23 protein-coding genes and 1 pseudogene are annotated in these 24596 nt (G+C 75.1%); 15 read left to right on the top strand and 9 right to left on the bottom strand.

The annotated features are described in order from the left end of the window. The first annotated feature begins 20 nt into the window (after positions 1–20). Complete coding sequence (locus ABFX46_RS04675) at positions 21–740, top strand: TetR/AcrR family transcriptional regulator (protein WP_346040089.1); 720 nt, start codon at positions 21–23, stop codon at positions 738–740. A 6-nt stretch (positions 741–746) separates the two neighbouring features. Here the strand turns inward: ABFX46_RS04675 and ABFX46_RS04670 are convergent, their stop codons facing one another. The 6 genes and pseudogenes from ABFX46_RS04670 to moeZ all read right to left on the bottom strand — a co-directional run bounded on the left by ABFX46_RS04670 (position 747) and on the right by moeZ (position 7209). Beyond that, positions 747–1916, bottom strand: a complete 1170-nt coding sequence (locus ABFX46_RS04670; RefSeq protein WP_346040088.1) for an ROK family transcriptional regulator — start codon at positions 1914–1916, stop codon at positions 747–749. A gap of 113 nt (positions 1917–2029) precedes the next feature. Further along, the gene (locus ABFX46_RS04665) at positions 2030–5017 is read right to left on the bottom strand and encodes an alpha-N-acetylglucosaminidase TIM-barrel domain-containing protein (RefSeq protein ID WP_346040087.1); all 2988 of its coding nucleotides are present in this window, start codon (positions 5015–5017) and stop codon (positions 2030–2032) included. An 80-nt stretch (positions 5018–5097) separates the two neighbouring features. Further along, the gene (locus tag ABFX46_RS04660; RefSeq protein WP_346040086.1) at positions 5098–5322 is read right to left on the bottom strand and encodes an ATP-binding protein; all 225 of its coding nucleotides are present in this window, start codon (positions 5320–5322) and stop codon (positions 5098–5100) included. Next, the gene (locus tag ABFX46_RS04655; protein WP_346040085.1) at positions 5319–5522 is read right to left on the bottom strand and encodes a hypothetical protein; all 204 of its coding nucleotides are present in this window, start codon (positions 5520–5522) and stop codon (positions 5319–5321) included. The genes ABFX46_RS04660 and ABFX46_RS04655 overlap by 4 nt, the downstream gene beginning before the upstream one ends. 65 nt (positions 5523–5587) lie before the next feature. Continuing rightward, positions 5588–5872, bottom strand: a pseudogene (locus ABFX46_RS43410) (cation:proton antiporter domain-containing protein); the annotation flags it as partial. A gap of 155 nt (positions 5873–6027) precedes the next feature. Beyond that, positions 6028–7209: an adenylyltransferase/sulfurtransferase MoeZ gene (moeZ, locus tag ABFX46_RS04650; RefSeq protein ID WP_131938816.1), complete on the bottom strand. Its 1182-nt coding sequence runs from the start codon at positions 7207–7209 to the stop codon at positions 6028–6030. A 236-nt stretch (positions 7210–7445) separates the two neighbouring features. Here moeZ and ABFX46_RS04645 point away from each other — a divergent pair, with 236 nt between their 5' ends. The 6 genes from ABFX46_RS04645 to ABFX46_RS04620 all read left to right on the top strand — a co-directional run bounded on the left by ABFX46_RS04645 (position 7446) and on the right by ABFX46_RS04620 (position 12315). Then, complete coding sequence (locus tag ABFX46_RS04645; protein WP_346040084.1) at positions 7446–7646, top strand: CsbD family protein; 201 nt, start codon at positions 7446–7448, stop codon at positions 7644–7646. Between the two features lie 217 nt (positions 7647–7863). Next, positions 7864–8643, top strand: a complete 780-nt coding sequence (locus ABFX46_RS04640; protein WP_346040083.1) for a hypothetical protein — start codon at positions 7864–7866, stop codon at positions 8641–8643. After that, positions 8631–10007 (top strand): S8 family peptidase, encoded by a 1377-nt coding sequence (locus ABFX46_RS04635; RefSeq protein WP_346040082.1) that lies wholly within the window; start codon positions 8631–8633, stop codon positions 10005–10007. The genes ABFX46_RS04640 and ABFX46_RS04635 overlap by 13 nt, the downstream gene beginning before the upstream one ends. Positions 10008–10032: 25 nt before the next feature. Then, entirely contained in the window at positions 10033–10800 is a 768-nt protein-coding gene (locus ABFX46_RS04630) for a hypothetical protein (RefSeq protein ID WP_346040081.1), read from the top strand. Next, on the top strand, positions 10794–12023 hold the full coding sequence (locus tag ABFX46_RS04625; protein WP_346040080.1) for a S8 family serine peptidase: 1230 nt from the start codon (positions 10794–10796) through the stop codon (positions 12021–12023). The genes ABFX46_RS04630 and ABFX46_RS04625 overlap by 7 nt, the downstream gene beginning before the upstream one ends. Next, the gene (locus ABFX46_RS04620) at positions 12007–12315 is read left to right on the top strand and encodes an MGMT family protein (protein ID WP_131944941.1); all 309 of its coding nucleotides are present in this window, start codon (positions 12007–12009) and stop codon (positions 12313–12315) included. The genes ABFX46_RS04625 and ABFX46_RS04620 overlap by 17 nt, the downstream gene beginning before the upstream one ends. Positions 12316–12519: 204 nt before the next feature. On the opposite strand, the gene ABFX46_RS04615 is transcribed toward ABFX46_RS04620, so the two are convergent. Both ABFX46_RS04615 and ABFX46_RS04610 read right to left on the bottom strand, forming a co-directional pair. Further along, positions 12520–13254 (bottom strand): YoaK family protein, encoded by a 735-nt coding sequence (locus ABFX46_RS04615; protein WP_346040079.1) that lies wholly within the window; start codon positions 13252–13254, stop codon positions 12520–12522. Between the two features lie 8 nt (positions 13255–13262). Then, positions 13263–14894, bottom strand: coding sequence for a hypothetical protein (locus ABFX46_RS04610; RefSeq protein WP_346040078.1), 1632 nt, complete (start codon positions 14892–14894; stop codon positions 13263–13265). Positions 14895–15148: 254 nt separating this feature from the next. Between ABFX46_RS04610 and ABFX46_RS04605 the strand changes: the two genes are divergently transcribed. The 8 genes from ABFX46_RS04605 (at position 15149) to ABFX46_RS04570 (ending at position 22829) form a co-directional block, all read left to right on the top strand. Continuing rightward, positions 15149–16789, top strand: coding sequence for a gamma-glutamyltransferase (locus ABFX46_RS04605; RefSeq protein ID WP_346040077.1), 1641 nt, complete (start codon positions 15149–15151; stop codon positions 16787–16789). Further along, positions 16782–17279 carry a RidA family protein gene (locus ABFX46_RS04600; protein ID WP_346040076.1) on the top strand — a complete coding sequence of 166 codons (498 nt, stop codon included), beginning with the start codon at positions 16782–16784 and terminating at the stop codon, positions 17277–17279. Before ABFX46_RS04605 ends, ABFX46_RS04600 begins: the two co-directional genes overlap by 8 nt. Further along, positions 17276–18718 (top strand): aldehyde dehydrogenase family protein, encoded by a 1443-nt coding sequence (locus ABFX46_RS04595; protein ID WP_346040075.1) that lies wholly within the window; start codon positions 17276–17278, stop codon positions 18716–18718. The genes ABFX46_RS04600 and ABFX46_RS04595 overlap by 4 nt, the downstream gene beginning before the upstream one ends. Positions 18719–18753: 35 nt before the next feature. Then, entirely contained in the window at positions 18754–19467 is a 714-nt protein-coding gene (locus tag ABFX46_RS04590) for an iron-containing redox enzyme family protein (RefSeq protein ID WP_346040074.1), read from the top strand. Positions 19468–19536: 69 nt separating this feature from the next. Continuing rightward, a complete protein-coding gene (locus ABFX46_RS04585; protein WP_346040073.1) occupies positions 19537–19881 on the top strand; it encodes a Rieske (2Fe-2S) protein in 345 nt (114 codons plus the stop codon). Positions 19882–19897: 16 nt separating this feature from the next. Beyond that, positions 19898–21121 carry an NAD(P)/FAD-dependent oxidoreductase gene (locus tag ABFX46_RS04580; RefSeq protein ID WP_346040072.1) on the top strand — a complete coding sequence of 408 codons (1224 nt, stop codon included), beginning with the start codon at positions 19898–19900 and terminating at the stop codon, positions 21119–21121. Between the two features lie 3 nt (positions 21122–21124). Continuing rightward, a complete protein-coding gene (locus ABFX46_RS04575; RefSeq protein ID WP_346040071.1) occupies positions 21125–21487 on the top strand; it encodes a Rieske (2Fe-2S) protein in 363 nt (120 codons plus the stop codon). Then, positions 21474–22829: an MFS transporter gene (locus ABFX46_RS04570; RefSeq protein WP_346040070.1), complete on the top strand. Its 1356-nt coding sequence runs from the start codon at positions 21474–21476 to the stop codon at positions 22827–22829. Before ABFX46_RS04575 ends, ABFX46_RS04570 begins: the two co-directional genes overlap by 14 nt. Here ABFX46_RS04570 and ABFX46_RS04565 read toward each other — a convergent pair. Continuing rightward, a complete protein-coding gene (locus ABFX46_RS04565) occupies positions 22826–24553 on the bottom strand; it encodes a PucR family transcriptional regulator (RefSeq protein WP_346040069.1) in 1728 nt (575 codons plus the stop codon). The two genes, ABFX46_RS04570 and ABFX46_RS04565, sit on opposite strands and share 4 nt — an antisense overlap. Between the last annotated feature and the right edge of the window lie 43 nt (positions 24554–24596).

Raw genomic sequence — 24596 nt, 5'->3', positions numbered from 1 at the left:
GGGGAGAAGAGGGCGGCGAAGTGGAGACACGGCGCGATCGGCTGCGCGCGGCGACGGTCCGGGAGATCACCGAGACCGCCCGGCGGATCCTCGTCGAGGAGGGCCCCGAGGCGGTGACCCTGCGGGCGATCGCCCGCGAGATGGGCATGACCGCCCCCGCGCTCTACCGCTACTTCGGCAGCCACGGCGAGCTGCTGCGGCACCTGGTCGGCGAGCTGTTCAACGAGCTGACCGGCGAGCTGACCGCGGCCCTGAAGCGGGTGCCGGAGGGCGACATGAGCGGCAAGTTCCTGACCGCGTCCCGCCGGTTCCGGACCTGGGCGCTCGCGCATCCCCGCGAGTACGCGCTGCTGTTCGGCGCGCCGGTGCGCGGCATCGACGACCAGGAGCAGGCCGACTTCGCCGAGGAGTGCGCCCGCCAGTTCGGCTGGACGTTCATGGCCCTCTTCCTGGAGCTGTGGAACAAGAGCCCGTTCCCGGTCCCCTCCGACGACGAGATCGACCCCGTCCTGCTGCCGCAGCTGCGCCGCTACCGCGACGACGTCGTCGGCGTCGACCTGCCGCTCGGCGTCGTCCAGCAGTTCCTGAAGTGCTGGATCCGCCTCCAGGGCGGCGTCAGCCTGGAGGTCTTCGGGCACCTGGAGTTCGCCCTGGCGGACGCCGCCCCCATGTTCGAGCTGATGCTGGCCGAGACCAGCCCCCAGATCGGCCTCGCCTACCGCCCCCCGGCCGGCGGCTGAGGCCGGTCAGGCGCTGTGCCAGATGACGCCGAGCCGGTCGTGCATGGCGGTCGCGGCGGCGCCGTGCATGATGCTGCGCGCGGCCATCGTGGAGAAGCGCGGCCGCCGGACGTCGCTGGGCGGGAGCCGCACCGCCAGCTCGCGCTCGATGGCGTCGAGCAGCCGCTCCCCGGCCCGCCGGATCGGGCCGTCGATCACGACGTCCCCGATGTCGAGGATCGCGGCCTGCACGCAGAGCAGCGCCGCGAGGCTCGCGCCCGCGTAGTCGACCCGCGCCGCGAGCGCCGCGAGCTCCGGCGCCGCCGGCGCGTCACCGGGCGCGGCGACCGCGTCGAGCCGCTCCACGGGGGCGCCGGCGAGCACGGCCGGCAGGCTCGCCACCGTCTCCAGGCAGCCCCGCCGGCCGCATTCGCAGTCGCGGTCGCTGACGCCGACGTCGATGTGGCCGACCTCCCCGGCGCGCCGCCGCTCGCCGAGGTGCACGCGGCCGTCGAGCAGGATCGCCGAGCCGATGCCGCCCTCGATGTGCAGCACGATGACGCTGTCGCCGTCCCGGCGCCGGCGCGACAGCTCCGACATCCCCACCGCGGTCGCGTCGTTCACCAGCACCACGTCGTGCCCGAGCACGGACGTCAGCGGCCCCGCAAGGTCGACGTCCTTCCAGCGCAGCTGCAGCGCCTCGATGACGCGCTGCTCGGGGGACACGATGCCGGGGACGGCGACCCCGGCGGACAGCACCGCGCGCCCGTCGGCGGCGGCCAGGTCCGCGAGCATCGGGCCGAGCGCGGCCACGACGTCGGCGGTGCCCGGACGGGCGGGAAGCGGTACCCGGGCGGTGGCGCCGATCGCGCCGTCCAGCCCGATGACGCCGCCGCGCACCTCGGTGGGGCGGACGTCGGCCGCCAGCAGGCAGTGCCGGACGGTGTCGATGGCCAGCAGCCTGGCCGGCTTGCCGCGGCCGGACGGGCGTCCGGCCTCCTCGACGACCAGCCGCCGCGTCACGAGGGTCTCCACGATCTCCGAGACCACGGCGCGGGCGAGGCCCGTCGAGCGGGAGATGTCGGCGCGGGACACGGTGCCGCCGCCCGCCAGCACGCTCTGCAGGACCAGCTCGGTGTTGCGCTCGCGGAGAACGGCGGGTGTCGCCTTCTCGGTGATCCGGACCGGCCTGGTCATCGTCGCCTTCCCCGTGCCCACCGCGCTGACCCCTGCACGGGAGCGTATAGGGATCGGACATGCCCCGGGGCCCGGCCCGCCGGGTCGGCGGGCACGGGCCCCGGGGGTGGGGGTTACCGGGTCGCCGGCGGCGACGTGCAGGTGAGCGTCGGCACGCCGAACGACACGGCGTCGAACCAGCGGTTCACGTCGTACTGGTCGACGACGAGACGCAGTTCCTTGACGTCCGCCACGTCCACGTCGAGCCGCACGGCCTCGGCCCCGGAGGGCGCGAGCCCGCTGCGCAGCACCCCGGTCTCGTGCAGGAGCCGGCCGTCGCCGAAGACGCGGACGACCACGTCGCCGTCGGCGGTGTGGTTCATCGCGTCGTCGATCCCGACCACGGTGGTGAACCGCCGGCAGCCCTGGTTCAGCGCGAAGCGCACGTCGGCGTTCGCGTTGGTGCCGAGGCCCTTGCTGTAGAAGGTCCCGTCCAGCCGGATCGGCTTGCCGTTGCCCTCGGGCGTGCCCGGCGTCACCGTGTCCCGGGCCACCGCGTAGATGCCGTCATGGTTGCGGGAGTAGGTGAACGGCAGGTCGCTCAGCTGGACGCGCCCGTCCGCCGCCACCGGCAGCACCGCCGTCGCCTTCCGGGTGAGGTGCTGCCCGGCCTGGTCGAAGCCGACGGTGAACTCCACCGCGACCTGCGTCGTCCCGGCCGGGAGGGCGTCGGTGGCGTGCAGCGTCCAGGACTGCTCCAGCGTGGCGCCGGGATCGATCTCCCCCTTCTCCGGCCCTGCGGGACGGGCCTCCACGCCCGCCGGGGCGGAGACGTCGAAGGTCAGGCCGCTCATCGGCGCGAAGTAGTTGGTGTTGGTCACCGAGGCGGCCACCGCGGCGGAGCCGGAGAGCGAGCCCGTCGGACGCAGCGCCAGGCGCAGGTCGTAGGTGTCGCCCATCAGCCGCCGCAGCGTCTCGGACGCCTCGGTGTAGGTGTCCCCGGACGGCCTGGTCGGGTACGTGCCGCCGTCCTTCGACCACGCCTCGGCCATGGCGTACCAGTCGACTACCGGCGGGGTGCCGCCGGTGCGCAGCGACTCCTTCAGGCCGTCGAACAGCTTCTTCCACCGCGGCGCGTAGTAGTCGCGCAGCACGCCGGACCACTCGCGGTAGGCGTAGTCGTGCAGGTTGGTGTCGCTCTCGCCCCACGACGTGATCAGCTTGCGCGCCTCGTACTCCAGCTGCCGCGCCTCGGCCGGACCGCCGGCCGCCTGCCGCGCCCGCTGGAGCCACGGCCCGACCATGGAGCTCCGGTCCGTGCCGGTGAGGTCGTCGAGGCCCTTGATGTGGTCCATCCAGCTGTCGGTCAGCGTGGTGAACGCGGCGAGGTCGCGGGCCTGGTACGCCGCGTTGATCTGCGGCAGCAGGGTGCGGGACCGGTCCGCGACGGCCTGCCGGGCCACGTCGAGCAGGTCGTAGCGGTAGGCGGAGCTGCGCCGCAGCGACCGGTCCGCCTTGAGCAGTTCGGGCAGCGCCCGCGCGAACGCGGCCGGGTCGTAGGCGAACGCCGCCTGCGCCCACCGGTGCGGCCGCGTCGCGGTCAGGCCCGGCGCCGCCGCGAACAGCCCGCCGTGCCCGGACGACCGGCCGCCGGTCGGTGGGATCGCGTAGGCCGTGTCGGCCAGCACCCGCCAGGCGGCGTGGGCGTGCGGGTCGGCGCCGCCGTAGCGCGCGTCCGCGTACTCGTCGAACCACCGGTGGACGTCGACGGGGCCGTCGTGCCACGGCATCTCGGCGAGGAACTCGACCGCGACCGGGTTGTTGTAGCTCGCCTCCGGCATGATCGCGATGCCGTCGAGCGCGCTGCCGCCGGCCCGCGCCCGCCACGCCCAGAACCGCTCGTTCCAGGCGCCGATCGGGGCGCCGATGGTGGAGTTGCCGCCGAAGTTCCAGATCGACCCGAACGCGTACGGCGTGCCCTTCCAGTCGGCGTCGCGGTCGACCTTGAGCGCCCGGTCGGACAGGCCGTCCACGATGAGCATCCTGCTCCGGTCGACGGCGGCCACCGTCTCGGCGCGCGGGTTGCTCTGCCAGCCGAGGATCACCCAGGTCGCTCCCGGGTGCGCCTTCTCCAGCGCGTCCTGGACGGCCACCGAGGCCTGGCCCACCGGGATGTCGCCGGCCTTGCCGCCCTCGTGCAGCAGGTCCATCTTGTACATCGTCGACGTGCCGAGCAGGCGGTCCTGGACGCCGTAGAAGCGCTCGGCGACCTTGCCGAACACCGGGTTCGTGGGCGCGAGCCAGTCGGGCCGGGTGAACCCCTGCCAGGTGCCCTGCGGCACCGTCACGGCACCGGGGTTGCGGGTCTCGAAATCGGTCGGGACGGTCCCGAAGTAGCCCGGCAGCACCGGCGTGATGCCGACCTGCCGCATCCGGTCGGCGATCCGGCGGCCGAGCCTCGCGCGGTCGCGGATCTGCTTCTCGCTGATCGGCGAGGTGAAGTTGGACATGTTCTGCAGCAGCCACCACGGCTGGTACCCGGCGCCCGGGATCCAGGAGCGGACCTCGTCCGCCGAGTAGCCGAACGACGTCAGCGTCTCGAAGTACACGGCCTCGGTGCCGACGGGCATGAACATCTCGTTGACGCCGTGGAGGGCGTAGACGTCGATGAGCCGTTCCCAGTCCTCGAACGTCCGGTAGGGGCCGGAGTAGCCGTCCTCGGTGTCGTTGCCCGCGAACCGGTGCTTCACGACGGACGACCGCTGGATCGGCCGCGCCGGGAGCGGGAGCCGTCGCGGGAGGTCGAGCTGCTCGCCCGTCCAGGAGATGTCGGCCTTGGCCACGTGCTTGAGGTACCAGTTGAAGCCCATGAGCAGCGCGGGCGTGCTGGTGCCCGCGACGACCGGCCGCCGGTGCCGGCTGGAGACGCGGAAGGCGTCCCGGCCGCCCGGCAGGGTCTCGAGGCTCACCTGCGCGGCGTACCACGGCCCGACCAGCCGCTTGATCACCTCATGGGCCGGCCGCAGGTCGAACGCCGGGCGGCCGTGCCCGGCCGTCCCCGCCGACGCCATGGTCCCGGGCAGCACGCCGATGACGAGCAGGACGCTCACCACCCCGGCCACCGTGATCCGCCATCGTCGCTGAGTGCCGCTCCGTCGAACCACGGTCGCGTCCCTTCGCCGGGTTTTGATCGGGGCCCAAACTAAATACCCGAGGGCACCCGGTCAAGATCCAAAGCCCGGGAATCTTTCCGGCGGACCACTGCCGGCCCCGCCCTCCGTAGGCGGGCGAGCGCGAGGCCGAGGCCGAACCCGTCCGCGTGTCCGCCGGACCCGGCGAGGAGGCGCCCGGCGTCGCGCGGGTCGAAGCCGTCGCCGTCGTCGCGGACGGCGACCTCCACCGCGCCGCCGCCCGCCGTGAGCGTCACCCGGAGGGCGCCGCCGGGCGCCGTGTGCCGGAGCGCGTTGTCCAGGAGCGCCGACAGCCGCGCAGCGGCCCGCCCGACCCCCGGCCGAGGTGCATCGCCGACAGGGCGGCGAGCAGGCACCACGCCGCCGCGTCGTCGATGGACAGCGGGCCCCACAGCGCCGCGCCGGTCCCGAACCCGAGGACGATCGCCGGCAGCACGCCCGACACCGCCAGCAGCGCCGCCCGCCGCCCCTCGCCCGCGCGCCATGGTGCAGGCCCGCGCCGACGAGGAACATGGAGAGCGTCAGCCCGATGTTGCTCAGCACGTACAGGACGGGCCTGACCTCGCCGGGGAAGACCGCCGCCTGCCCGTCCGGCCACACCTGCCCGAACAGGGTCGGGCCGAGCAGGATCCCGGCGACCATCTCGCCGAGGACGCGCGGCTGCCCCACCGCCTGCGCCGCCCGCCCGCACCACCAGGCGGCGAGCAGGACGAGGACCAGCGCGGGCAGCACCCGCAGCGTCAGTTGCAGGTTGGGGTCCTCAGCGGCCGCCGTGATGGTCGGCATGCCCGCCCTCCGCCGTGGTGATCGCTCGACCCCAGTGAAAGCGGCGAATCTCAGAGTCCGATCAGAGCCCGATCAGAGCGCGGACGGGCGCGCCGGCGGCCGGACGCGCGAAGGCCCCCGGCCGCGGGCGGGTCCGGGGGCCTCCGGGTGGAGCGTCAGTAGGACGGCTGGCTGGGGTCGATCTGGTTGACCCAGGCCAGGACGCCGCCGCCGACGTGGACGGCGTCGCTGAAGCCGGCGTTCTTGACGACGGCCAGGGCCTCGGCCGAGCGGACGCCCGACTTGCAGTGCAGGACGATCTTCTTGTCCTGCGGGAGGCGCTCCAGCGCCGAGCCGTTCAGGAACTCGCCCTTCGGGATCAGCGTCGCGCCCGGGATCGAGACGATCTCGTACTCGTTGGGCTCGCGGACGTCCACGAGGAAGATGTCCTCGCCGCCGTCCTGCATGGCCTTGAGGTCGTGGACGGTGATCGTGGAGTCCTTGGCGGCCTCGGTGGCCTCCTCGGAGACGGCGCCGCAGAAGGCCTCGTAGTCCTCCAGGAGCTCGGTCTGCGTCGGGTTCTTGCCGCAGAGCGGGCACTCCGGGTCCTTGCGGACCTTGACCGTGCGGTAGGTCATCTCCAGCGCGTCGTAGATCATCAGCCGGCCGACGAGCGGCTCGCCGATGCCGGTGAGGAGCTTGATCCCCTCGTTCACCTGGATGGAGCCGATCGAGGAGCACAGCACGCCGAGGACGCCGCCCTCGGCGCAGGACGGGACCATGCCGGGCGGCGGCGGCTCGGGGTAGAGGCAGCGGTAGCACGGGCCGTACTCGGCCCAGAAGACCGACGCCTGGCCGTCGAAGCGGTAGATCGAGCCCCACACGTACGGCTTGCCGAGCAGGACGGCCGCGTCGTTCACCATGTAGCGGGTGGCGAAGTTGTCGGTGCCGTCCAGGATGAGGTCGTACTGGGAGAAGATGTCCATGATGTTGTCGCGGTCGAGCGCCATGTTGTGCACGACGACGTCGATCAGCGGGTTGATCTCACGGACGGTCTCGGCCGCCGACTCGACCTTCGGCTTGCCGAGGGAGGACTGGCGGTGGATGATCTGCCGCTGCAGGTTGGACTCGTCCACGACGTCGAAGTCGATGACGCCGAGGGTGCCCACGCCGGCGGCGGCGAGGTAGAGGAGGGCGGGGGAGCCGAGCCCGCCGGCGCCCACGATCAGAACCTTGGAGTTCTTGAGGCGCTTCTGCCCGGACATGCCCACGTCGGGGATGATCAGGTGCCGCGAGTAGCGGTTGACCTCGTCGCGGGTGAGCTCCGCTGCGGGCTCGACCAGAGGTGGCAACGACACGGTGGGTGCTCCTGTGCTGACGCTCGGCTGTGAGTGAGGGCGGACGTCACTGTCCTCTTCCCGCACAACCTTGCCACGCCCCGCCGCATTCCCCGCAGCCGGGCGTGCCCGCGGCGTGCTGCCGCCGCGCGATGCGGAGTGGGGAACGGAGCCGTGAGAGATGGAGCACTGCATAGGCCGGGACTCAGCGGGCACGGACGGAGGGCGTACGACTCTCCGTACATGAAGGAGGAGCAGTGAGCTTCCTCGACAAGCTGAAGAACAAGGCGCAGCAGGCCAAGGGCCAGGGCAAGGAGGAGGCCGGGCGGCGGTCCGGCGACTCCCGCCTGGAGGCCGAGGGGCGCAAGGACCAGGCGGCCGGCGGCACCAAGCAGGTCGGTGAGAAGGCCAAGGACGCCGCTCAGGAGGCGCGCAAGACCTTCGGCACCGGGTCCTGAGACCGGTCATAGCCTCTGCCGGTGGAAGGCCCCTCCGCGGAGGGGCCTTCCACCGTTCCGGTCCCGGGGACGGCGCCCTCCCCGCAAGGGCAGGGCGGAATGTCGCGAAGCACAGTTAATCTTGGCTGTTGTGGCATTCCCGCCCCCGTCCCAGTACCCGCCCCCGCCGCGGCCGCCGTCCCCGCCGGGGCCTCCGTACGCGGGTCCGCCGCGGCCGATGGGCCCACCGCCTCCGGCGCGCGACCCGCTGACCGTGCTGGGGCTGACCGGGCGCCAGTGGACGGCCGTCGCGCTCGTCGTCGGCTGCTGCTACCTCCTCACCACCGCCGTCGCGATGACCGGCGCCTGGACGACCTACCACCGCGAGCCGACCAACGCCGAGCTGCAGGTGGCCGCGAACAAGGAGGTCGCGCGGCGCTGGCAGGCGTGGCCCGCGAGCCGCATCTTCCCGCGGCGGATCCCGTACCGCCCCGCCGGCGACCACACCGAGTACGCGACCCGGACGGGCATCGTCCCCGACACCGGCTGCGCCCGGGCCGTCGACGAGGAGATCGCGCCCACGCTCCGCGAGCACGGCTGCCTCGCCGTCCTGCGCGCCACGTACGCCGACCAGCTGCAGGGCGTCGTCGTCACCATCGGCGTCGTCGTGTTCCCCGACCCGTGGAAGGCCGACCTGGCGCTGAAGGAGCTGCCCCGCTCGCAGGGCCCGGACGCGGGGAAGGGATCGGCCGAGCCGGCGCTGCACGCCGCCGCGTTCCCCGGCACCGCGTCCGCGAAGTTCACCGACCGGGCCCGGCAGGACCGGACCAGCGACCGCGGCGGCCCGTACGTCGTGCTGACGACGTCGGGGCAGGCCGACGGCCGTCCCGCGTCCGAGATCAGGAAGGCGCGTCCGGGTGAGCCGTTCGCCGTGGCGCCGCAGCTCGGCCACGCGGTCGCGCGGTCGCTCGCCGCCAAGGCGCTGCCCGACTGCGACGACCCGGAGTGGCAGTGCTGACCCGGCGGCGCACCGCCGCCGTGCTGCTGGCGGGGGCGCTGGCCGGGAGCTGGCTGGTGCCGGTCCACGCGCGGGCGGACGAGGTCCGCGACCGGCAGGCGCCCGTCCTGAAGACCCTCGGCATGGACGCCGCCTGGAAGATCACCAAGGGCCAGGGGGTGACCGTCGCGGTCGTCGACTCCGGCGTCGACCCGGACCAGGCGGACCTGCGCGGCAAGGTCACCACCGGGCCCAACATGATCGCCGAGGTCGACCGCGGCACCACGCCCAAGCGGCTGCACGGCACGGCGATGGCGTCGCTGATCGCCGGGCGCGGCCACGGCGCGGGCCGCCGCTCCGGGGTGATCGGGGTGGCCCCGCGGGCGGGGATCCTCGCCGTCCGGGTCATCAGCGAGCCGGAGGACGCGAGCTACCGCCGCTACCGCGGGTCGCAGGAGGCCAAGAGCTCGGTCGCGCGGGGCATCCGCTACGCCGCCGACCACGGCGCCGACGTCATCAACCTCTCGCTCGGCAACGAGGGGGAGGCGCTGGACGAGCGGGAGGCCGTGGCCTACGCCATCGGCAAGGGCATCGTGGTCGTCGCGGCGGCCGGCAACGACGGCCTCAAGAAGCGCCTGCTGGACGAGGACGGCTTCGCGCCCTACTCCTACCCGGCGTCCTTCCCCGGCGTCATCGCGGTCGCGGCCGCCGAACCCGATCACGAGCGCGCGCCCTTCTCCAACCGCAACTACTCGGTGCTCGTGTCCGCGCCGGGCGACGCCGTGGTGTCCGCGGGCTCCGGCGGCGACTACGTCATCGGCGCGGGCACCAGCCAGGCCAGCGCGCTCGTCTCCGGGATCGCCGCGCTGATCCGCGCGAAGCACCCGGAGATGGCGCCGGCGCTGGTGTCGCAGGCGCTGGTGCAGAGCACCGGGCACCGGCCGAAGGACGGCTACGACCCGGAGGTCGGGTTCGGCGAGGTGCACGCGGCCCGCGCCCTGGCGGCGGCCGCCACGATCGCGTCGACGTCCGCCGGACCGGGCGAGGGCAAGCCCGAGCGCGAGCGGTTCGGCGCGGCCGAACCGGGCCCGGTGAAGATCATCGACCATCCCGGCTGGGTGACGTGGATGATCGTCGCGATCCTGGTGCTCGGCGCCGGCGGGACGGCCGGGGGCGGCGCGCTCGCGCTCGCCTTCTGGCGCGCCCACCGGAGGCCGGCGGACGGTCCCGCGGATGGTCCCGCGCCCGGTCCGCCGCCCGGCCGTCCGCAGGGCCGCGGTCCGTACGGCCCGCCGCCGCGGCCGCCCTACATCGCGCCGCGCGACCCGGCGCCGCCCCCACCGCGCAGCGCGCCCGGCGGTCCGACGCTGGTCCCCCCGTCCTGACCCGGCTTCGGCTACGCTCCGCTGCGTGTCGCGCGCCGAGATCACCGCCCCGGGCACCGAGCCGGAACCGGGATCGGGCGAACCGTCCGGCGGATGGCGGGTGTCGCGCCGGACGGCCGCGCTGGTGGCCGCGTCCGCGTGCGCGACGGTGCTCGTCGTCGCCGGGGTCCGGCTGTCGGCGGAGCTGACCCGCGGCCCGACCCCCGCCGAGCGCGCGGCGGCGTCCGCGGCGGAGCTGGCCGGCCGCTACCGCACCTGGCCGGCGGGGCGGATCTTCCCCGCCGAGCTCCCGTACACGCTCGGCCAGGCGTCCCCGGAGACGGCCCGCCGGGTCGGCATCGGCACCGACACCCGCTGCGAGACGGCCGCCGACGAGGCGCTCGTCCGGTCCCTGACGTCGCGCGGGTGCCGCGCCGCGCTCCGCGCCACCTACCTCGACCAGGCGCAGGGCCTCGCGGTGACGGTCGGCGTGGTGGTGTTCCCGGACGAGCGGTCGGCGCGCGAGGCGGCCGCCTGGTTCCCCGACCGCAAGCCCGGACCCGGGCTGCGGGCGCTGCCGTTCCCCGGCTCGGTCGCCGCCCGGTTCGGCGACGCCGCCCGGCAGACCTCCGCCGCCGCCCAGCGCGGCCCGTACGTGGTCGCGGCCACCGCCGGGTACGCCGACGGGCGCCCCGCGCTGCGCGGGCCGCTCGCCGACCTGGCCGAACTCGTGCCGCAGCTGGTGCGGGGCGTGCTCGGGCCGCTGGCGACGCCCGCGCCGGTGCGCTGCGGCGACCGGGAGTGGCGGTGCTGAGGCGCCTCACCGCCGCGCCGGCCGCCGTGGCGTTCGCCGTGGCGCTCGCTGTGGCGCTCGTCGCGATGCCCGTCCCGGCCCGTGCGGACCAGGTGCGGGACGCCGTGATGCCCGTCCTCGAATCGTTGAACGTGCCGCGCGCGTGGACGATGGCGAAGGGCGCCGGCGTGACCGTCGCCGTCCTCGACTCGGGGGTGGACCCGGGCCAGGCCGACCTGGCGGGGTCGGTCACCGTGGGCCCCGACCTCACCCGCGGCGCCGGACCGGCGGGCGCCCGGCCGAAGCGGCTGCACGGCACCAACATGGCGTCCATCATCGCCGGGCACGGGCACGGCCCCGGCGGCGCGCTCGGGATGATCGGCGTCGCGCCGGAGGCGCGGCTGCTGTCCCTGCGGGTGATCCTGGAGCGGGACGAACCGGGCTTCGCGGCGTTCACCGGCGCCGAGCGCTTCGCGGGCACGATCGCGGAGGGCATCCGCTACGCGGTCGACCACGGCGCCGACGTGATCAACCTGTCGCTGGGCCGCTCGTACCCGACGCCGCGCGAGCGCGAGGCCGTCGCCTACGCGATCCGGCGCAACGTGGTCGTGGTGGCGGCGGCGGGCAACGGGGGCGCCGACCGGACGGCGAAGCGCGGCGGGCACACCAGGTACTCCTACCCGGCGTCGTTCCCCGGCGTCATCTCCGTCGCCGCCGTGGACGCCGCCGGCCGGCACGCCGGGTTCTCCAACCGCAACTCCGGCGTCGTCGTGTCCGCGCCCGGCGTGCAGATCATCGGCGCCGGGCCGGACGGCGGCTACTGGATCGGGGACGGCACGAGCCCCGCCACCGCGTTCGTCTCCGGCATCGCCGCGCTCATCAGGTCGCGACACCCGGGCCTCGCGCCCGCGCTGGTCACGCAGGCGATCGTGGCGAGCACCCGGAACCGTCCGGGCCGCGGCTACAACCGCGCGGTCGGGTTCGGGCGGGTCGACGCCGCCGCCGCGCTGACCGCGTCCGACGCCCTCGCGGGCGCCCGCATGGACGGCGCCGGCCTCCCGGCGGACCACCGGTTCGCGGACGGCCCCGCCCGGCCGGTGCGGGTCGTGCACCGCTCGGGCGGGCTGGTCTTCACCTACCTGCTGGTGTGCGCGCTGGCCCTGTTCGGCCTGGCGGCCGCGGCGGTGGCCGTGCGCGGCGCCCCGCGCGATCCGGGAGAATCGTCGGATGTGGTCCGAACCTGACGAGTACGCCGAGGCGGTGCTGGACGCGGTGGAGCGCATCCCGCCGGGCCGCGTCCTGTCCTACGGCGACGTCGCCGAACTGGTCGGGCGCGGCGGGCCGCGGCAGGTCGGCCGCGTCATGTCGCTGTACGGCGGCGCCGTCCCGTGGTGGCGGGTGATCCGCGCCGACGGGAGCCCGCCGCAGTGCCACGAGGGCCGCGCCCACGAGCACTACCGCGCCGAAGGCACTCCCCTGCGCCCCGACGGCCGCCGCGTGGACATGTCCCGTGCGCGCTGGCCGGGGCCCTCCTGAAGCGTCCAGGAGCACTGCCGCCGCGTGGACATGTCCCGCGCGCGCTGATCGGGGCCCTTCTGAGTCCAGGAGCACTGCCGCCGGGTGGACATGTCCCGTGCGCGCTGGCCGGGGCCCTCCTGAGTCCAGGGACACTGCCGCCGGGTGGACATGTCCCGTGCGCGCTGGTCGGGTTCCGCAGCGTCCTGAGGTCGCCGGTCCTGGTCAGGTGGTTCGTGAGGGGTGGAGGGGGAAGGCTCCGGCGATCACGGCCGCCAGGACGAGGGGGCTGAGCGCGGCGGCGAGGACGGGGGCGCTCGCCATCAGCGCGCCGGCGACGGCCGCGCCCGCGCCCAGGCTGAGGATCACGGCGGTGCGCAGGCCCGCGGCGCCGCCCTGCCCGACCGCGAAGCCGCCCATCATGGACGTGAGCGTCCCGGTGACGAACGTGGTGGTGATGCCGTCGGCGGACAGGCTGCGGGCCGCCGCCGTCTGCGCGCCCATCGCGGTGGACGACAGCGCGATGAGGACGAGCAGCTCACCGCCGCGCGGTTCGGCGTCCGCGAGCGTCCAGCCCGCGAGGAAGGCGGTCTGCAGCGCGAGGACGGCGGCGAGGACGGCGGTGATGCGGGGCGGCCAGACGCGGCCGGGGTCGGGGCGTCCGGCGATGCGGAACCCCGTGAGCAGGCCGAGCGCGAACGCGAGCGTCGCGGCGCCGCAGCGGGCCAGGTCGGCGCCGTTCCCCTCGCCGGCGGCGAGCCCGAACAGCACGATGTTGCCGGTCATGTTGGCGGTGAAGACCTTCTCCATGCCGAGGAACCCGACGATGTCGGTCGTCCCGGACCCGAACGTGAGCAGCACCAGCAGCGCGGTGCGCAGCCGGAGCGGGCCCGCGCCGGGACGGGCCCCCGCCGCCGCGGCGGGCGCGGCGGCGGGGGACAGGCCGGACGAGGCGGTCAAGGCGCTCCCTAGTAGATGATCAGCCCGACGACCGTGGCCACGACCAGGCCGGCGACGACGGGCAGGAACGAGCGGCGGACGAGGTCGAGGACGGGCACCCGCGCGAACCCCGCCACGGCGATCAGCGAGGACCAGGCGACCAGCACGCCGCCGCCGGCCCAGATGCAGCCCATCTGCCCGATCGCGGCGAGCAGCGCCGGGTCGACGCCGGACGCGGGGCCGAGCGACCCGGCCAGCGAGCCGGTGAGCGGCAGCCCGGAGAAGCCGGAGCCGTCCAGCCCGGTGAGCATGCCGATGATCAGCACGCCGAAGCCGACGACGTACTGGCTGTCGGGGATGGCGTCCTGGATCCGGACGACGATGTCGAACAGGAACGCGGGCGCCTTCGCCCCCTCGCCCAGGCCCATGATCTTCCCGGCGAAGTCGGCGTTGCCGATGAAGAAGAACCCGGCGATGGGGATGACGATGCCCATCGCCTTCATCGCGAAGACGAGGCCGTCCACGATGTGGTCGGCGCACCGCTCCAGGCTGCCGCGGCCGTCCTTGGAGATCGTCGCCGACAGCAGCAGCGCGGTGGCGACGCCGCCGACGAGCGCCGCCGCGTCCCCGCCGACGACCTCGGGGACGAGGCCGGTGAACTTGCCCAGCATCATGTAGACGACGAGGCCGATGAGGGCCAGCGGGACGATCGCGGCGAACGCCTTGGACCGGCGCGGGCAGTCGGCGCCCGGTGCGTCGCCGCCGTTCAGGGACGACAGCGCCTCGCGGGCCATGACGTCGCCGGCGTCCTCACCGCCCGTCCCGCCGCCGGACGCGCGTGACCCGCCGCCGGACCCGCCGCCCCGTCCGGGCCCGGAGTCGAGCACGGCCACGCCGCCCGCGCCGCCTGCGGTGGCGGGCTCGGTCTGCACGACGCGGCGCCGCGGCAGCACCCGGATGAGCGACCGGCGCGGCGCCGCCGCGGCCTCCGACTCGCCGGCCTCCCAGCGCTCCAGCAGCGCGGCGTCCGGCTTGCGGAACTCCGCGCGGGTCATCAGGTAGCCGAGGGCGAGCGCGACCCCGCCGGTGATGAGGGACAGCACCATGGCGCGGTCGGCGACCGCGCCGGTCTCCACCCCCGCGGCCTTGGCCGACAGGCCGGGCGCGACCTGGATGACGTAGTCGCTGGACAGCGCCATGCCCTGCCCGGCGATGGCGATCGCGATGCCCGCGCTGAGCGGCGGCAGCCCGGCGGCGATCGCGGCGGGCAGCAGGATCGCGCCCATCAGCGGCACCGCCGGCGTCGGCCAGAAGAACAGGCTGATCACGTACGTGACGAGCGCGAGCACCCAGAAGGCGGAGTGGCCGGACCGCATGACGACGCGGAACGGCTCCACCATCCGGCGGTCGGCGCCGAGCGCGCGCAGCGACCCGAGCAGCGCGGTCACCAGCGCGATGATGAGGAAGATGCTGAACAGCTCGGTCGCCGCGGTCAGGCTGGCGTTGAAGATCGACTCCAGCCCGGTGACGAAGTTCCCGGTGAACACCCACGCGGTGAGGAACGTCGCCGCGACCGCGGGGATGACGACGTTCTTGCGGGCGATCATGACGGCGATGATGACGACGATTCCGGACAGATAGATCCAGTGAGCGGCTCCCAAAGGACGCCCCCTCCCTGTACGCGCCTCGGCTGGACCGACGGGCGCAACGGTTGCAGAGAATCTGCTCGATCCGCGAGAGGTGAACAATGAGGAACGTGCACACGGCGGGCTTAGTCATTTTGTGCACCATGCCGGGCCGCGGGCCGATGAAGGCGCGGTGCGCGCCGGCCGTGTGCACGGTGCCCAAGGAATCCGCCGGATTCTCGGCACTCGGTCCGTATCGGCGCTGATCGGGCGCCGCCGACACTGGCGGCATGTCAGCAGAGTTCGGACTGCCCGGCCGCGGTCCCGCCGTCGCGTCCGCCGCCGGATCCGGCGGAATGGTCGCCTCCAGCCATCCGGCGGTGAGCCTCGCCGGCGCCCGCGTCCTCGCGGGCGGCGGGAACGCCGCGGACGCCGCCCTCGCCATGGCCGCCCTGTCGTGGCTGGCGCTGCCCGGCCAGTGCGGGGTCGGCGGCGACGCGTTCGTCCTGCTGCGCCGCCCGGACGGCTCCGTCGAGGCGTTCGGCGGCAGCGGCTTCGGCCCGGACGGCGGCGAGCCCGCCTTCTACCGGGACCGCGGCCTGCGCGCCCTCCCGCTGGAGGGGGCCCTCGCCGTCGCCGCGCCGGGCGCGGTCGCCGCCCTCGCCGCGCTGCACGCCGACTCCGCGTCGCTGGGCCTGCCCGAGCTGTGGGCGCCCGCGATCGCCGCCGCCGAGGACGGCCTGCCCTGCACCGCCAAGACGCGCGCCGACATCGTCGAACGCCGCGACGCGCTCGCCCGCGACCCGGGCACGGCCGAGGTCTTCCTGCCCGGCGGCCGCGTCCCCCGCACCGGCGAGCCGGTCTTCCAGCGCGCCCTCGGCGCCACCCTGCGCCGGCTGGCGGACGACCCCGGCGACCTCTACTCCGGCGGCCTCGCCGAACGGTGCGTGGACGCGCTCGTGGACGCCGGCGCGCCGTTCTCCGGCTACGACTGGATGGCGAGCGGACGCTCGGCGCCCGAACCCGCGCTGACCTGCACCTATCGCGGTGCCACCGTCCATCTGACGCCGCCGCCCACGCCCGGCTGGATGGTCGCGCAGCAGGCCGGCCTCTGCGACGGCGCCCTGGCGGACCTGCCGTGGCTGTCGGCCGAGGCCGTCCACCGGATGGCGTCCGCCGCCCGCATCGCGTTCGCCGACCGCTTCGCCGGCTGCGGCGCCGACAGCGACCACTGGCGCACGCTGCTGGCCCCGGCCGCGCTGGCGGACGCCCGTGCCCGCCTGGACGCCGGCGACCTGCCCGCCCCCGCCGCCTCGCCCGTCCCCGCCGCCTCGCCCGTCCCCGTCGGCGGCGACACCACCTCGATGGTCGCGGTGGACGCCGAGGGACGCGCGGTGAACCTCATCCACTCCCTCGCCTTCACCTTCGGCGCCCGGATCACGGTTCCCGGCACCGGCATCGTCCTGAACAACCGCCTCGGCCGCGGCGCCTACCTGATCGACGGGCACCCGAACGAGGTGCGTCCCCGGCGCCGCCCGCTGCACACGCTGAACGCGTGGCTCGTGACCGGCACCGGCGGCCGTCTCCTGCACGTCGGCAACACCCCCGGCGGGGACGGCCAGGTCCAGTGGAACACCCAGCTCATCTCGCACCTCCTCGACCACGGCCACGACCCCGCCACCGCCGTCGCCGCGCCCCGCTTCACCGTCCACCCCGGAAGCGACGCCGACGTGCTCGGGGTCCCGCCCGGACTGCGCGTCGAGTCCCGGCTCGGCGCCGCGCGGATCGAGGCGCTCCGCGCGTCCGGCCACGACGTGACCGTGCAGGGCGCCTGGGACGCGGGCGGCAGCGCCCAGATCATCTCCGTCACCGGGGACGCCCTCCTCGGCGCGTCCGACCCCCGCCAGGACGGAGTGGCCCTCGGTGTCTGACTCGGTGCTCGACTCTGTTTCCGGCCTCCCCGCCTCGCCCCGCCCGCAGGGCGCCTACGTCCCGGCCGCCGCCGAGCCGCTCCGCGCGGGCGACCTCCTGGTCACGAGCGCCGGCATGACCCCGCGCGTGGACGGCCGCCTGACCGCGACGGGACTGGTCGGCCGCGACCTGGACGTCCGGCGGGCGCGCGAGGCCGCCGCCCTCGCCGCCCGCAACGCGGTCGCCGCCGTCACGGTCGGGGACCTCGGCTGCGTGCGGCGCTGGATGCGGATGACCGTCTACATCGCGTGCGCCGACGGGTTCACCGAGCTGTCCGCGGTGGCGGACGCGGCCACCGCCGTCTTCGACGGGCTGACGCCGGGCCTCGGACGCCCCGCCCGCAGCGCCGTCGGCGTCCGCGCCCTGCCCGGCGGCGCCCCGGTCGAGGTCGAACTCACCGCCATCGCCCGCGACGCGAACGCCCGCGACAGGAATGTGGAGGACGAGTGACCGTGCACGAGGGCCTGAACTTCGCCGGCGGGGAATGGACGCCGGGCACGTCCGGGGTGACGTTCCGGCGGCATAACCCCGCCGATCTGGGCGACCTTGTCGGCGAATTCCCCGAGTCGTCGGCCGAGGACGTGGAAGCGGCCGTTTCCGGGGCCGTCGAAGGGGCCGCCCTGTGGGGTGCGGCGCCCGCCGAGAAGCGGGCCGACGTGCTGGAGGCGGCGGCGCGGTGGCTGGAAGAACGGGCGGACGACCTGGTCGTCGAATTGGTGCGCGAGGAAGGGAAAACGCGCGCCGAGGCGGCGATGGAGATCTCCCGGACGCCCCGGAACCTGCGGTTCTACGCGGCCGAGGCGCACCGGATCGAAGGCCGGAGCTACCCCGCCGCCGACGGCGGCATCGTCTACACGCGGCGCGAGCCGGTCGGCGTCGTCGGGGCCATCACGCCGTGGAACTTCCCGCTGAACATCCCGTCCAGGAAGATCGGGCCCGCGCTCGCGGCGGGCAACGCGGTGGTGTTCAAGCCCAGCCCGGTGACGCCCCTGCTGGCGCAGCGGCTCGTGGAGGCGCTGCTGGCGGGCGGGCTTCCGCCGCAGGCCATCGCGCTGGTGCACGGCGGCGCCGAGGCGGGCGCGGCGCTCGCGGCCGACGAGCGGGTCGGAGCCGTGACGTTCACCGGCTCCACGGCGGCCGGGCGCGCCGTCCACGCGGCGATGGGGCCGTCGCGGCGCTGCCAGCTGGAGATGGGCGGCAAGAACCCGGTGGTCGTCCTGGAGGACGCCGACCTGGACCGTGCCGCGCAGATCATCGCCAAGGGCGCGTTCGGGCTGTCCGGGCAGGCGTGCACCGGGACGAGCCGCGTCATCGCGCACGAGGCCGTCCACGACGAGCTGCTCGAACGCGTGGCCCGCGCGGCGGACGCGAAGGCGGTCGGGAACGGGCTGGAGGCGGGCGTCGACATGGGGCCGCTCGCCGCCGGCTTCCAGTTGGAGAAGTTCCTCGACTACGTGCGCATCGGCGAGGACGAGGGCGCCGAGCTCGTCACCGGCGGGCGGCGCCTGGAGGGCGACGGGTACTTCGTGCGGCCGGCGGTCTTTGAGGGCGTCGCCCCGGAGATGCGGATCGCGCGGGAGGAGATCTTCGGGCCGGTGCTCGCGTTCCAGCGGGCGTCCGGGCTCGGCGAGGCGGTCGCGCTGGCGAACGCGACCGAGTACGGGCTGTCCGCCGGGATCGTCACCCGCGACCTGGAGCGGGCGCTGGAGTTCGCGCGGCGGTCGCGGAGCGGGCTCGTCAAGGTCAACCAGCCGACGTCCGGAATGGCGATGACCGTGCCGTTCGGCGGGCTCGGGGAATCGAGCACGCAGACGTTCAAGGAGCAGGCCGGACCTTCGATGATGCTCTTCTACACGCAGGAGAAGAGCATCTACATCTCACCCCGGTAATGGACCCGAGAAAGGGCCCGAAAGGAGTCAGGGAAATGGCAGAGCTGCTGTCCAAGGACGCGTTCCGTGCCGAGCTGCAGAACGCCATCAAGGGGCGCGAGGCGAAGGACGCCTCGTTCAGCAGGGCATGGGCCGACGGCCAGTTGAAGCGGGAGCACTTCGCCCGGTGGGCGGAGAACCACTACCACTACGTGGGCCCGTTCGCCGACTATCTCTCCTACGTCTACGCCAACACGCCCGACGAGTTCACCGGCGCGAAGGACTTCACGCTCCAGAACATGTACGAGGAGGAGCTCGCCGACATCCGGCACACGGACCTGCTGATCCGGTTCGCCGAGGCGTGCGGCACCACCCGGGAGCGGGTCGAGGACCCGTCCAACATGAACGCCATCACCCGCGGCCTCCAGGCGTGGTGCTACGCCGTCGCGATGCGCGAGCACTTCGTCGTCGCGACCGCGGCGCTCGTCGTCGGGCTGGAGTCACAGGTGCCGAGCATCTACAAGAAGCAGATCGTGCCGCTGCGCGAGGCCTACGGGTTCACCGAGGACGAGATCGAGTTCTTCGACCTGCACATCACCTCCGACGTGGTGCACGGGGAGCGCGGCTACCAGATCGTCCTCGACCACGCCGACACGCCGGAGCTCCAGCAGCGCTGCCTGCAGATGTGCCGGTGGGGCGCGGAGATGCGCTTCTCCTACACGCAGGGCCTCTACGACTCCTACGTGAAGCCCGACCTGGTCGGCGCCTGATCCGAACCCGCCCCGGCGGGACGGGCGCGCCCCGTCCCGCCGCCGGACCGCATGTGAGGAGGGACGCCCGTGGACCAGCAGACGGGTGAGTGGGTGGCGGCGGCGACGCTCGCGGAGGTGCGCCGGCGCAAGCGCCTCGCCGTCACCGTGGAAGGGCGGGAGATCGCGCTGTTCCTCGTCGGCGGCGACGTCTACGCGCTGGCGGACGTGTGCATCCACAAGCAGCGGTCCCTGTCGAAGGGGGCCGTGCTGAACGGCCGGGTGATCTGCCCGGGGCACCAGTGGGTGTTCGACCCGGCGACCGGCCGGGTCGAGGACCGGGACGAGTGCCAGCCGAGCCACGCGGTGCGCGTCGACGGGGACGTCGTCTACGTCGATCCGCGGCCCCGCGTCCTGTCCGAGGAGCAGTCATGAGCGAGGAGCGCCCGTGATGGAATCGGTTGTGGTGGCGGGGGCGGGGCAGACCGCCGCCGTCGCGGCCCGGACGCTGCGCCGCCGCGGCTTCGGCGGCCGGGTCACCCTGGTCGGCGCCGAGCACGACGCGCCCTACCAGCGTCCGCCGCTGTCGAAGGAGTACCTGGCGGGGGAGCAGGACCGCGACGAGCTGTGCGTGCTCACCCCGGACTGGTGCGCGGCCAACGGCGTCGAGCTGCGGCTCGGCACCGAGGTCGCGGCGGTCCGCCCGGCCGAGCGGTCGCTCGAACTGGCGGACGGGACGGCGCTGCGCGGCGACGCCGTGCTCATCGCGACCGGCGGGCGCCCGCGCCGGCTGCCCGGCGTGGAGGGCGACCGCGTCCGGTACCTGCGGACGGTCGCCGACGCCGACCGGCTCCGCGCCGAGCTGCGGCCGGGCGCCCGGGTCGTGGTGATCGGCGCCGGGTTCATCGGCTGCGAGGTCGCCTCGACGGCCCTCGACCGCGGCGCGCACGTCACGCTCGTCGAGCAGGCGGCGCGGCCGTTCGGGCACGTCCTCGGCGACCTGATGGGCGACGTGATGGCGGCCATGCTCCGCACCGGCGGCGCCGACCTGCTGACCGGCGAGAAGGTCGAGTGCTACGCGGAGACCCCGTCGGCGGCCGTCGTCACCACCAGCGGCGGGACGTCCCTGGAGGCGGACGCGGTCGTCGTCGGCGCCGGCATGGTCCCGAACGTCGAACCCGTCGCCGGAGCGGGCATCGGGACCGCCGGCGGCATCCCCGTCGACGAGTACTGCCGGACGTCCCTGGACGGCGTCTACGCGGCCGGCGACGTGGCGTGCCAGTGGCGCCCCGCGCTCGGCCGGCACGTCCGCGCCGAGCACTTCGACAACGCCAACACGCAGGGGATGGCGGCGGCGAAGAACATCCTCGGCGGCGGGTCCCCGCACACCGCGCCGCCGTGGTTCTGGTCCGACCAGTTCGGCCACAGCGTCCAGCACGCGGGGTTCGGCGACGGCGCCGACCGGCTCGTCGTCCGGGGCCGCGTCGAGGACTTCGACTTCATCGCCTTCTACCTCGCGGGCGGCGTGCTGCGCGGCGCGTTCACCATCGACCGCGGCGCCGACCTCGCGGTCGCGCGGCAGCTCATCGCCTGCGGTGCCGCCCCCGACCCCGACGTCCTCCGCGACGAGGACGCCGACCTCACCGACCTGTTCGACCGCCTCACCGAGGAGTGACCGATGGAGTACCAGCGCGTGGCCCGCTCGGGCCAGGTGCCCGAGGGCGTCGTCCGCCGCTTCTTCGTGGGCGAGGCCGAGGTGGCCGTCGCCCGCTGGGACGGCGAGGTGCACGCCATGTCCAACTACTGCACGCACCTCGACTGCCTGCTGTCGTCCGGCCGGGCGACCGAGGACGGGCTGCTGTGCTCCTGCCACGGCAGCGTGTTCGACTTCGCGACCGGCGAGCCGATCACCCCGCCCGCCACCCGGCCGATCAAGGTGTACCCGGTGAAGGAGGAGGACGGGCAGATCCTCGTCCACCTCCCGCCGGAGGACGCCGCGGACGCCGGGCCCCGGCGGCGGAGGCCCGTTGGGCGAGCCTGACCCGCCGCCGCACGGGGTCGCGCGGGGCTCGTGGGCGGCGCTCGTCCCGCTGCTGCTCGGCACGTTCACCGGGACCGTCGCCAACACGATCGTCAACGTCCCGCTGACCCTGATCCTGCGGGACCTGGACGCCTCGATCTCCGCCGGGACCCTGATCGTCATCGGGTTCACGCTCCCGTTCGCCGTCCTGCTGCCGGTGTCGGGCTGGCTCGGCGACCGCTGCGGCCCGCGCCGGGTGTTCATCGCGGCGATGCTGGTGCTCGCGCTCGGCTCGGCGGGCGCCGGACTCGCCGGCGACCTCACCGCCCTCGTCGCGATGCGGGTGGTGCAGGGCGTCGCGACCGCCGCGATGCTGCCCGCCGTCATGGCGCTGATCGCGCGGCTGTTCGGCGGCGGGCGGCGCGGCCGGGCGCTCGGGCTGTGGGCGGCGGCGAACGGCGTCGGCCAGGCCGCCGGGCCCACGCTCGGCGGCGGCCTCGCCACCTGGTTCGGCTGGCACGCGGTGTTCTGGCCGGTCGTGCCGCTGGGGGTCGCCGCCGCGGCGCTGGCCGTCCGGTTCGTCCCGGCGGGACGGGCGCGGCCCGTCCCGCTCGACTGGCGCGGCGCCGCCCTGCTCACGCTCGCCGCCGGGCTCGGCCTCGGCGCCACGTCCGCCGCCGCGACCCTCGGCGCGACGTCGCCGGTCGTCTGGAGCGGCTCCCTCGCCGGGCTCCTCGCCGCCGCGGCCTACGTCGCGTCCTCGCGCGGACGCCCGGACGCGTTCCTGCCGCCGCGGCTCCTGCTGGAGGCCCGCTACCTCCGCTCCTGCCTCAGCGTCTTCGCGCAGATGTTCTGCCTGGGCGCCACGCTGCTCGCCGTCCCCGTGTACCTCACCACCGAACGGCACAGCGGCGCCCTCTACGCGGGGGCCGTCCTGCTGAGCCTGCCCGTGATGATGTCGGTGCTGGGGCCGGTCACCGGGGTCCTCATGGAGCGGCTGTCCCCGCGCGCGGTGCTGCGCGGCGGCCTCGTCGTCCTCATCGCCGGGCAGGTGCTCGTCGCCGCCGTCCTCGCCGCGTCCGGGACGGTGCCGTGGCTGCTCGCCGCGCTCGCCCTGACCGGCGCCGGCGTCGCGTTCGTGCAGACCCCGGCGGCGACCGGTGCCACCCGCTCGGGCGCCGGGCGCCGCGGCGCCGGCCTCGGCCTGTTCAACCTGCTCCGCTTCGGCGGCTCCGCGCTCGGCGCCGCCTGGGTCGGGGCCGTCCTCGACCAGGCCCCCGCGTTCGGCGTCGTGTTCGCCGTCTGCGCGGCGACCGCGGCCCTCGGCCTCCTGTCGTCCTTCGCCGGCCCCGACCCCGCCTAGTCGGCCGGGGCGGGCGGGGCCATCTCGTCGGCGAGCGCGCCGGTCACCGCCGTCAGCTTGTCGATGTGGTGCGCGAGCCAGAACGTGAACTGGGCGTCCGCCGACCGGATGTCCATGCGCAGGGCGCGGGACGCCCGGTCCAGCTTGTACAGCATCGTGTTGCGGTGCAGGCCGAGGTCGCGGGCCGCCGCGTTCAGGTTCCCGGACGTCCGGATGTAGGCGAGCACGATCCGCTCCAGGTCGCCGCCGTTCGCGCGGCGCAGCGGGGCGAGGGTCTCGCGGGCGAACGAGCGGGCCTCGGCGCTGTCCGCGACGTCCTTCAGCGCCGCGAACACGCGCAGGTCGTCGTAGCCGCACACCGGGTCGGCGGCGGCGTGCCGGGCGAGGCCCATCGTCAGGCGCGCCTCGTGGTACCCGGCCGCGACGCCGGCCGCGCCCTGCCCCGGGCGGCCGTGCGCGACGCGCAGGTCGTCGCCGAGCTGGGGCAGCAGCGCCCGGTGCAGCCGCTCGGCGAACCGGGCCGCCTCCCCGCGCTGCCTGATCGGGTCGTAGCGGGCCGTGACCCGCTGGATCACCACGATCGTCGAGCTGATCGCGGCGGTCAGCGCGCAGCCGCCCGGCTCCAGGTCCTGCGCGGTGCGGGTCGCGGTCACCGTCCGGCGCAGGTAGTCGCGGCCGACCGGCAGCAGCGACGCCGCCGCCACCACGTGCACGGCGAAGTGCCCGTCCACGTCGAAGCCGTGGTGCCGGGCCCGCGCCCCGAGCTCGTAGGAGTCGGCGAACCGGCCGTGGACGAGCGCCTCGACGAAGTCGCCGCGGGCCCGCTCCTCCGCCGCCCGCACCGACCGCTGCCGCAGCATCTCCGACCCGACCAGCGTCGCGCCGTGCTCGGCGACGATCCGGTGCTGCGCGAGGTCGTGCGGGTCCGGCGGGCTGGACCGCTCCACCAGCACCATCCGCCCGAACACCTGCCCGCCCACCAGCACCGGCGTGACCAGCGCGTACACCGGCGGCGCGTCCGGGACGAGGCGCAGCCGCACCTCCGCGGCGTGCGCGCTGCCGTCGGCGAACTCGGGGTGGTCCTCGGGGCGGGCGAGGTCGCCGGGGAGCGCGAACAGCAGCGCGTCCGGGTCGGGCGGCGCGGCGTCCGGCGCCTCCTCCCAGGCCAGCCGCTCGCCGTCGGCGTCGCAGACCAGCACGCTGCACCGGGACAGCCCGACCACCGCGCGCGCCATCGCCGGCACGCCCGGCCCGCGCGCGAGGACCTCGGCGAGCATCCGGTGCACCCGCGTCCCGTACTCCAGGATGTGCGCGGACTGCGCGAGGGCCTTCTGCCCGATGAGCCGGCTCACCGCCCGGTAGTCGGCCTCCGCCGGCAGGGCCAGCAGCGGGACGCCGGCGGCGTCGGCCGCGTGCGCGGCCGCCACCAGGTCGGACTCGACGCCGGGCGGGCGCCAGGCCAGCAGCGCGGCGGCGTCCCGGCGGGCGAGGTCGGCGACCAGCGCGGCGGCCTCGCCCGGCGCGGCCAGCGCGGTCACCGGGAGGTGGACGGCGACGCCGGCGAGATCGGCGTCCCGCTCGTCGCCGTAGCGGCGGGTCTCCGACAGCGGGAGGCACCAGCCGACGCCGCGCCGGAGGCCGTCGCGTCCGGCGAGGAGGGTGCCGCGCAGCAGCGGCTCGGCCAGCAGGGTGCCGACCGGCACGTGCCCGTCGGTGGTCGTCACGATCGCAGGGTGATGTGCCATGTGCCCACATCCCGTCGGGTTC

The organism is Actinomadura chokoriensis (assembly GCF_039529475.1).
Classification (GTDB): domain Bacteria; phylum Actinomycetota; class Actinomycetes; order Streptosporangiales; family Streptosporangiaceae; genus Spirillospora; species Spirillospora bangladeshensis.
Note: the sequence above shows the minus strand (reverse complement) of the source record. Positions and strands in the feature narration are given on the sequence as shown.

Bases quoted from the DNA above. Each gene is read 5' to 3' on its own strand.
- ABFX46_RS04670 (WP_346040088.1), bottom strand. From the start codon at position 1,916: ATGACCAGGCCGGTCCGGATCACCGAGAAGGCGACACCCGCCGTTCTC.
- ABFX46_RS04640 (WP_346040083.1), top strand. From the start codon at position 7,864: ATGGGCCCACCGCCTCCGGCGCGCGACCCGCTGACCGTGCTGGGGCTG.
- ABFX46_RS04620 (WP_131944941.1), top strand. From the start codon at position 12,007: ATGTGGTCCGAACCTGACGAGTACGCCGAGGCGGTGCTGGACGCGGTG.
- ABFX46_RS04605 (WP_346040077.1), top strand. From the start codon at position 15,149: ATGTCAGCAGAGTTCGGACTGCCCGGCCGCGGTCCCGCCGTCGCGTCC.
- ABFX46_RS04590 (WP_346040074.1), top strand. From the start codon at position 18,754: ATGGCAGAGCTGCTGTCCAAGGACGCGTTCCGTGCCGAGCTGCAGAAC.
- ABFX46_RS04580 (WP_346040072.1), top strand. From the start codon at position 19,898: ATGGAATCGGTTGTGGTGGCGGGGGCGGGGCAGACCGCCGCCGTCGCG.
- ABFX46_RS04575 (WP_346040071.1), top strand. From the start codon at position 21,125: ATGGAGTACCAGCGCGTGGCCCGCTCGGGCCAGGTGCCCGAGGGCGTC.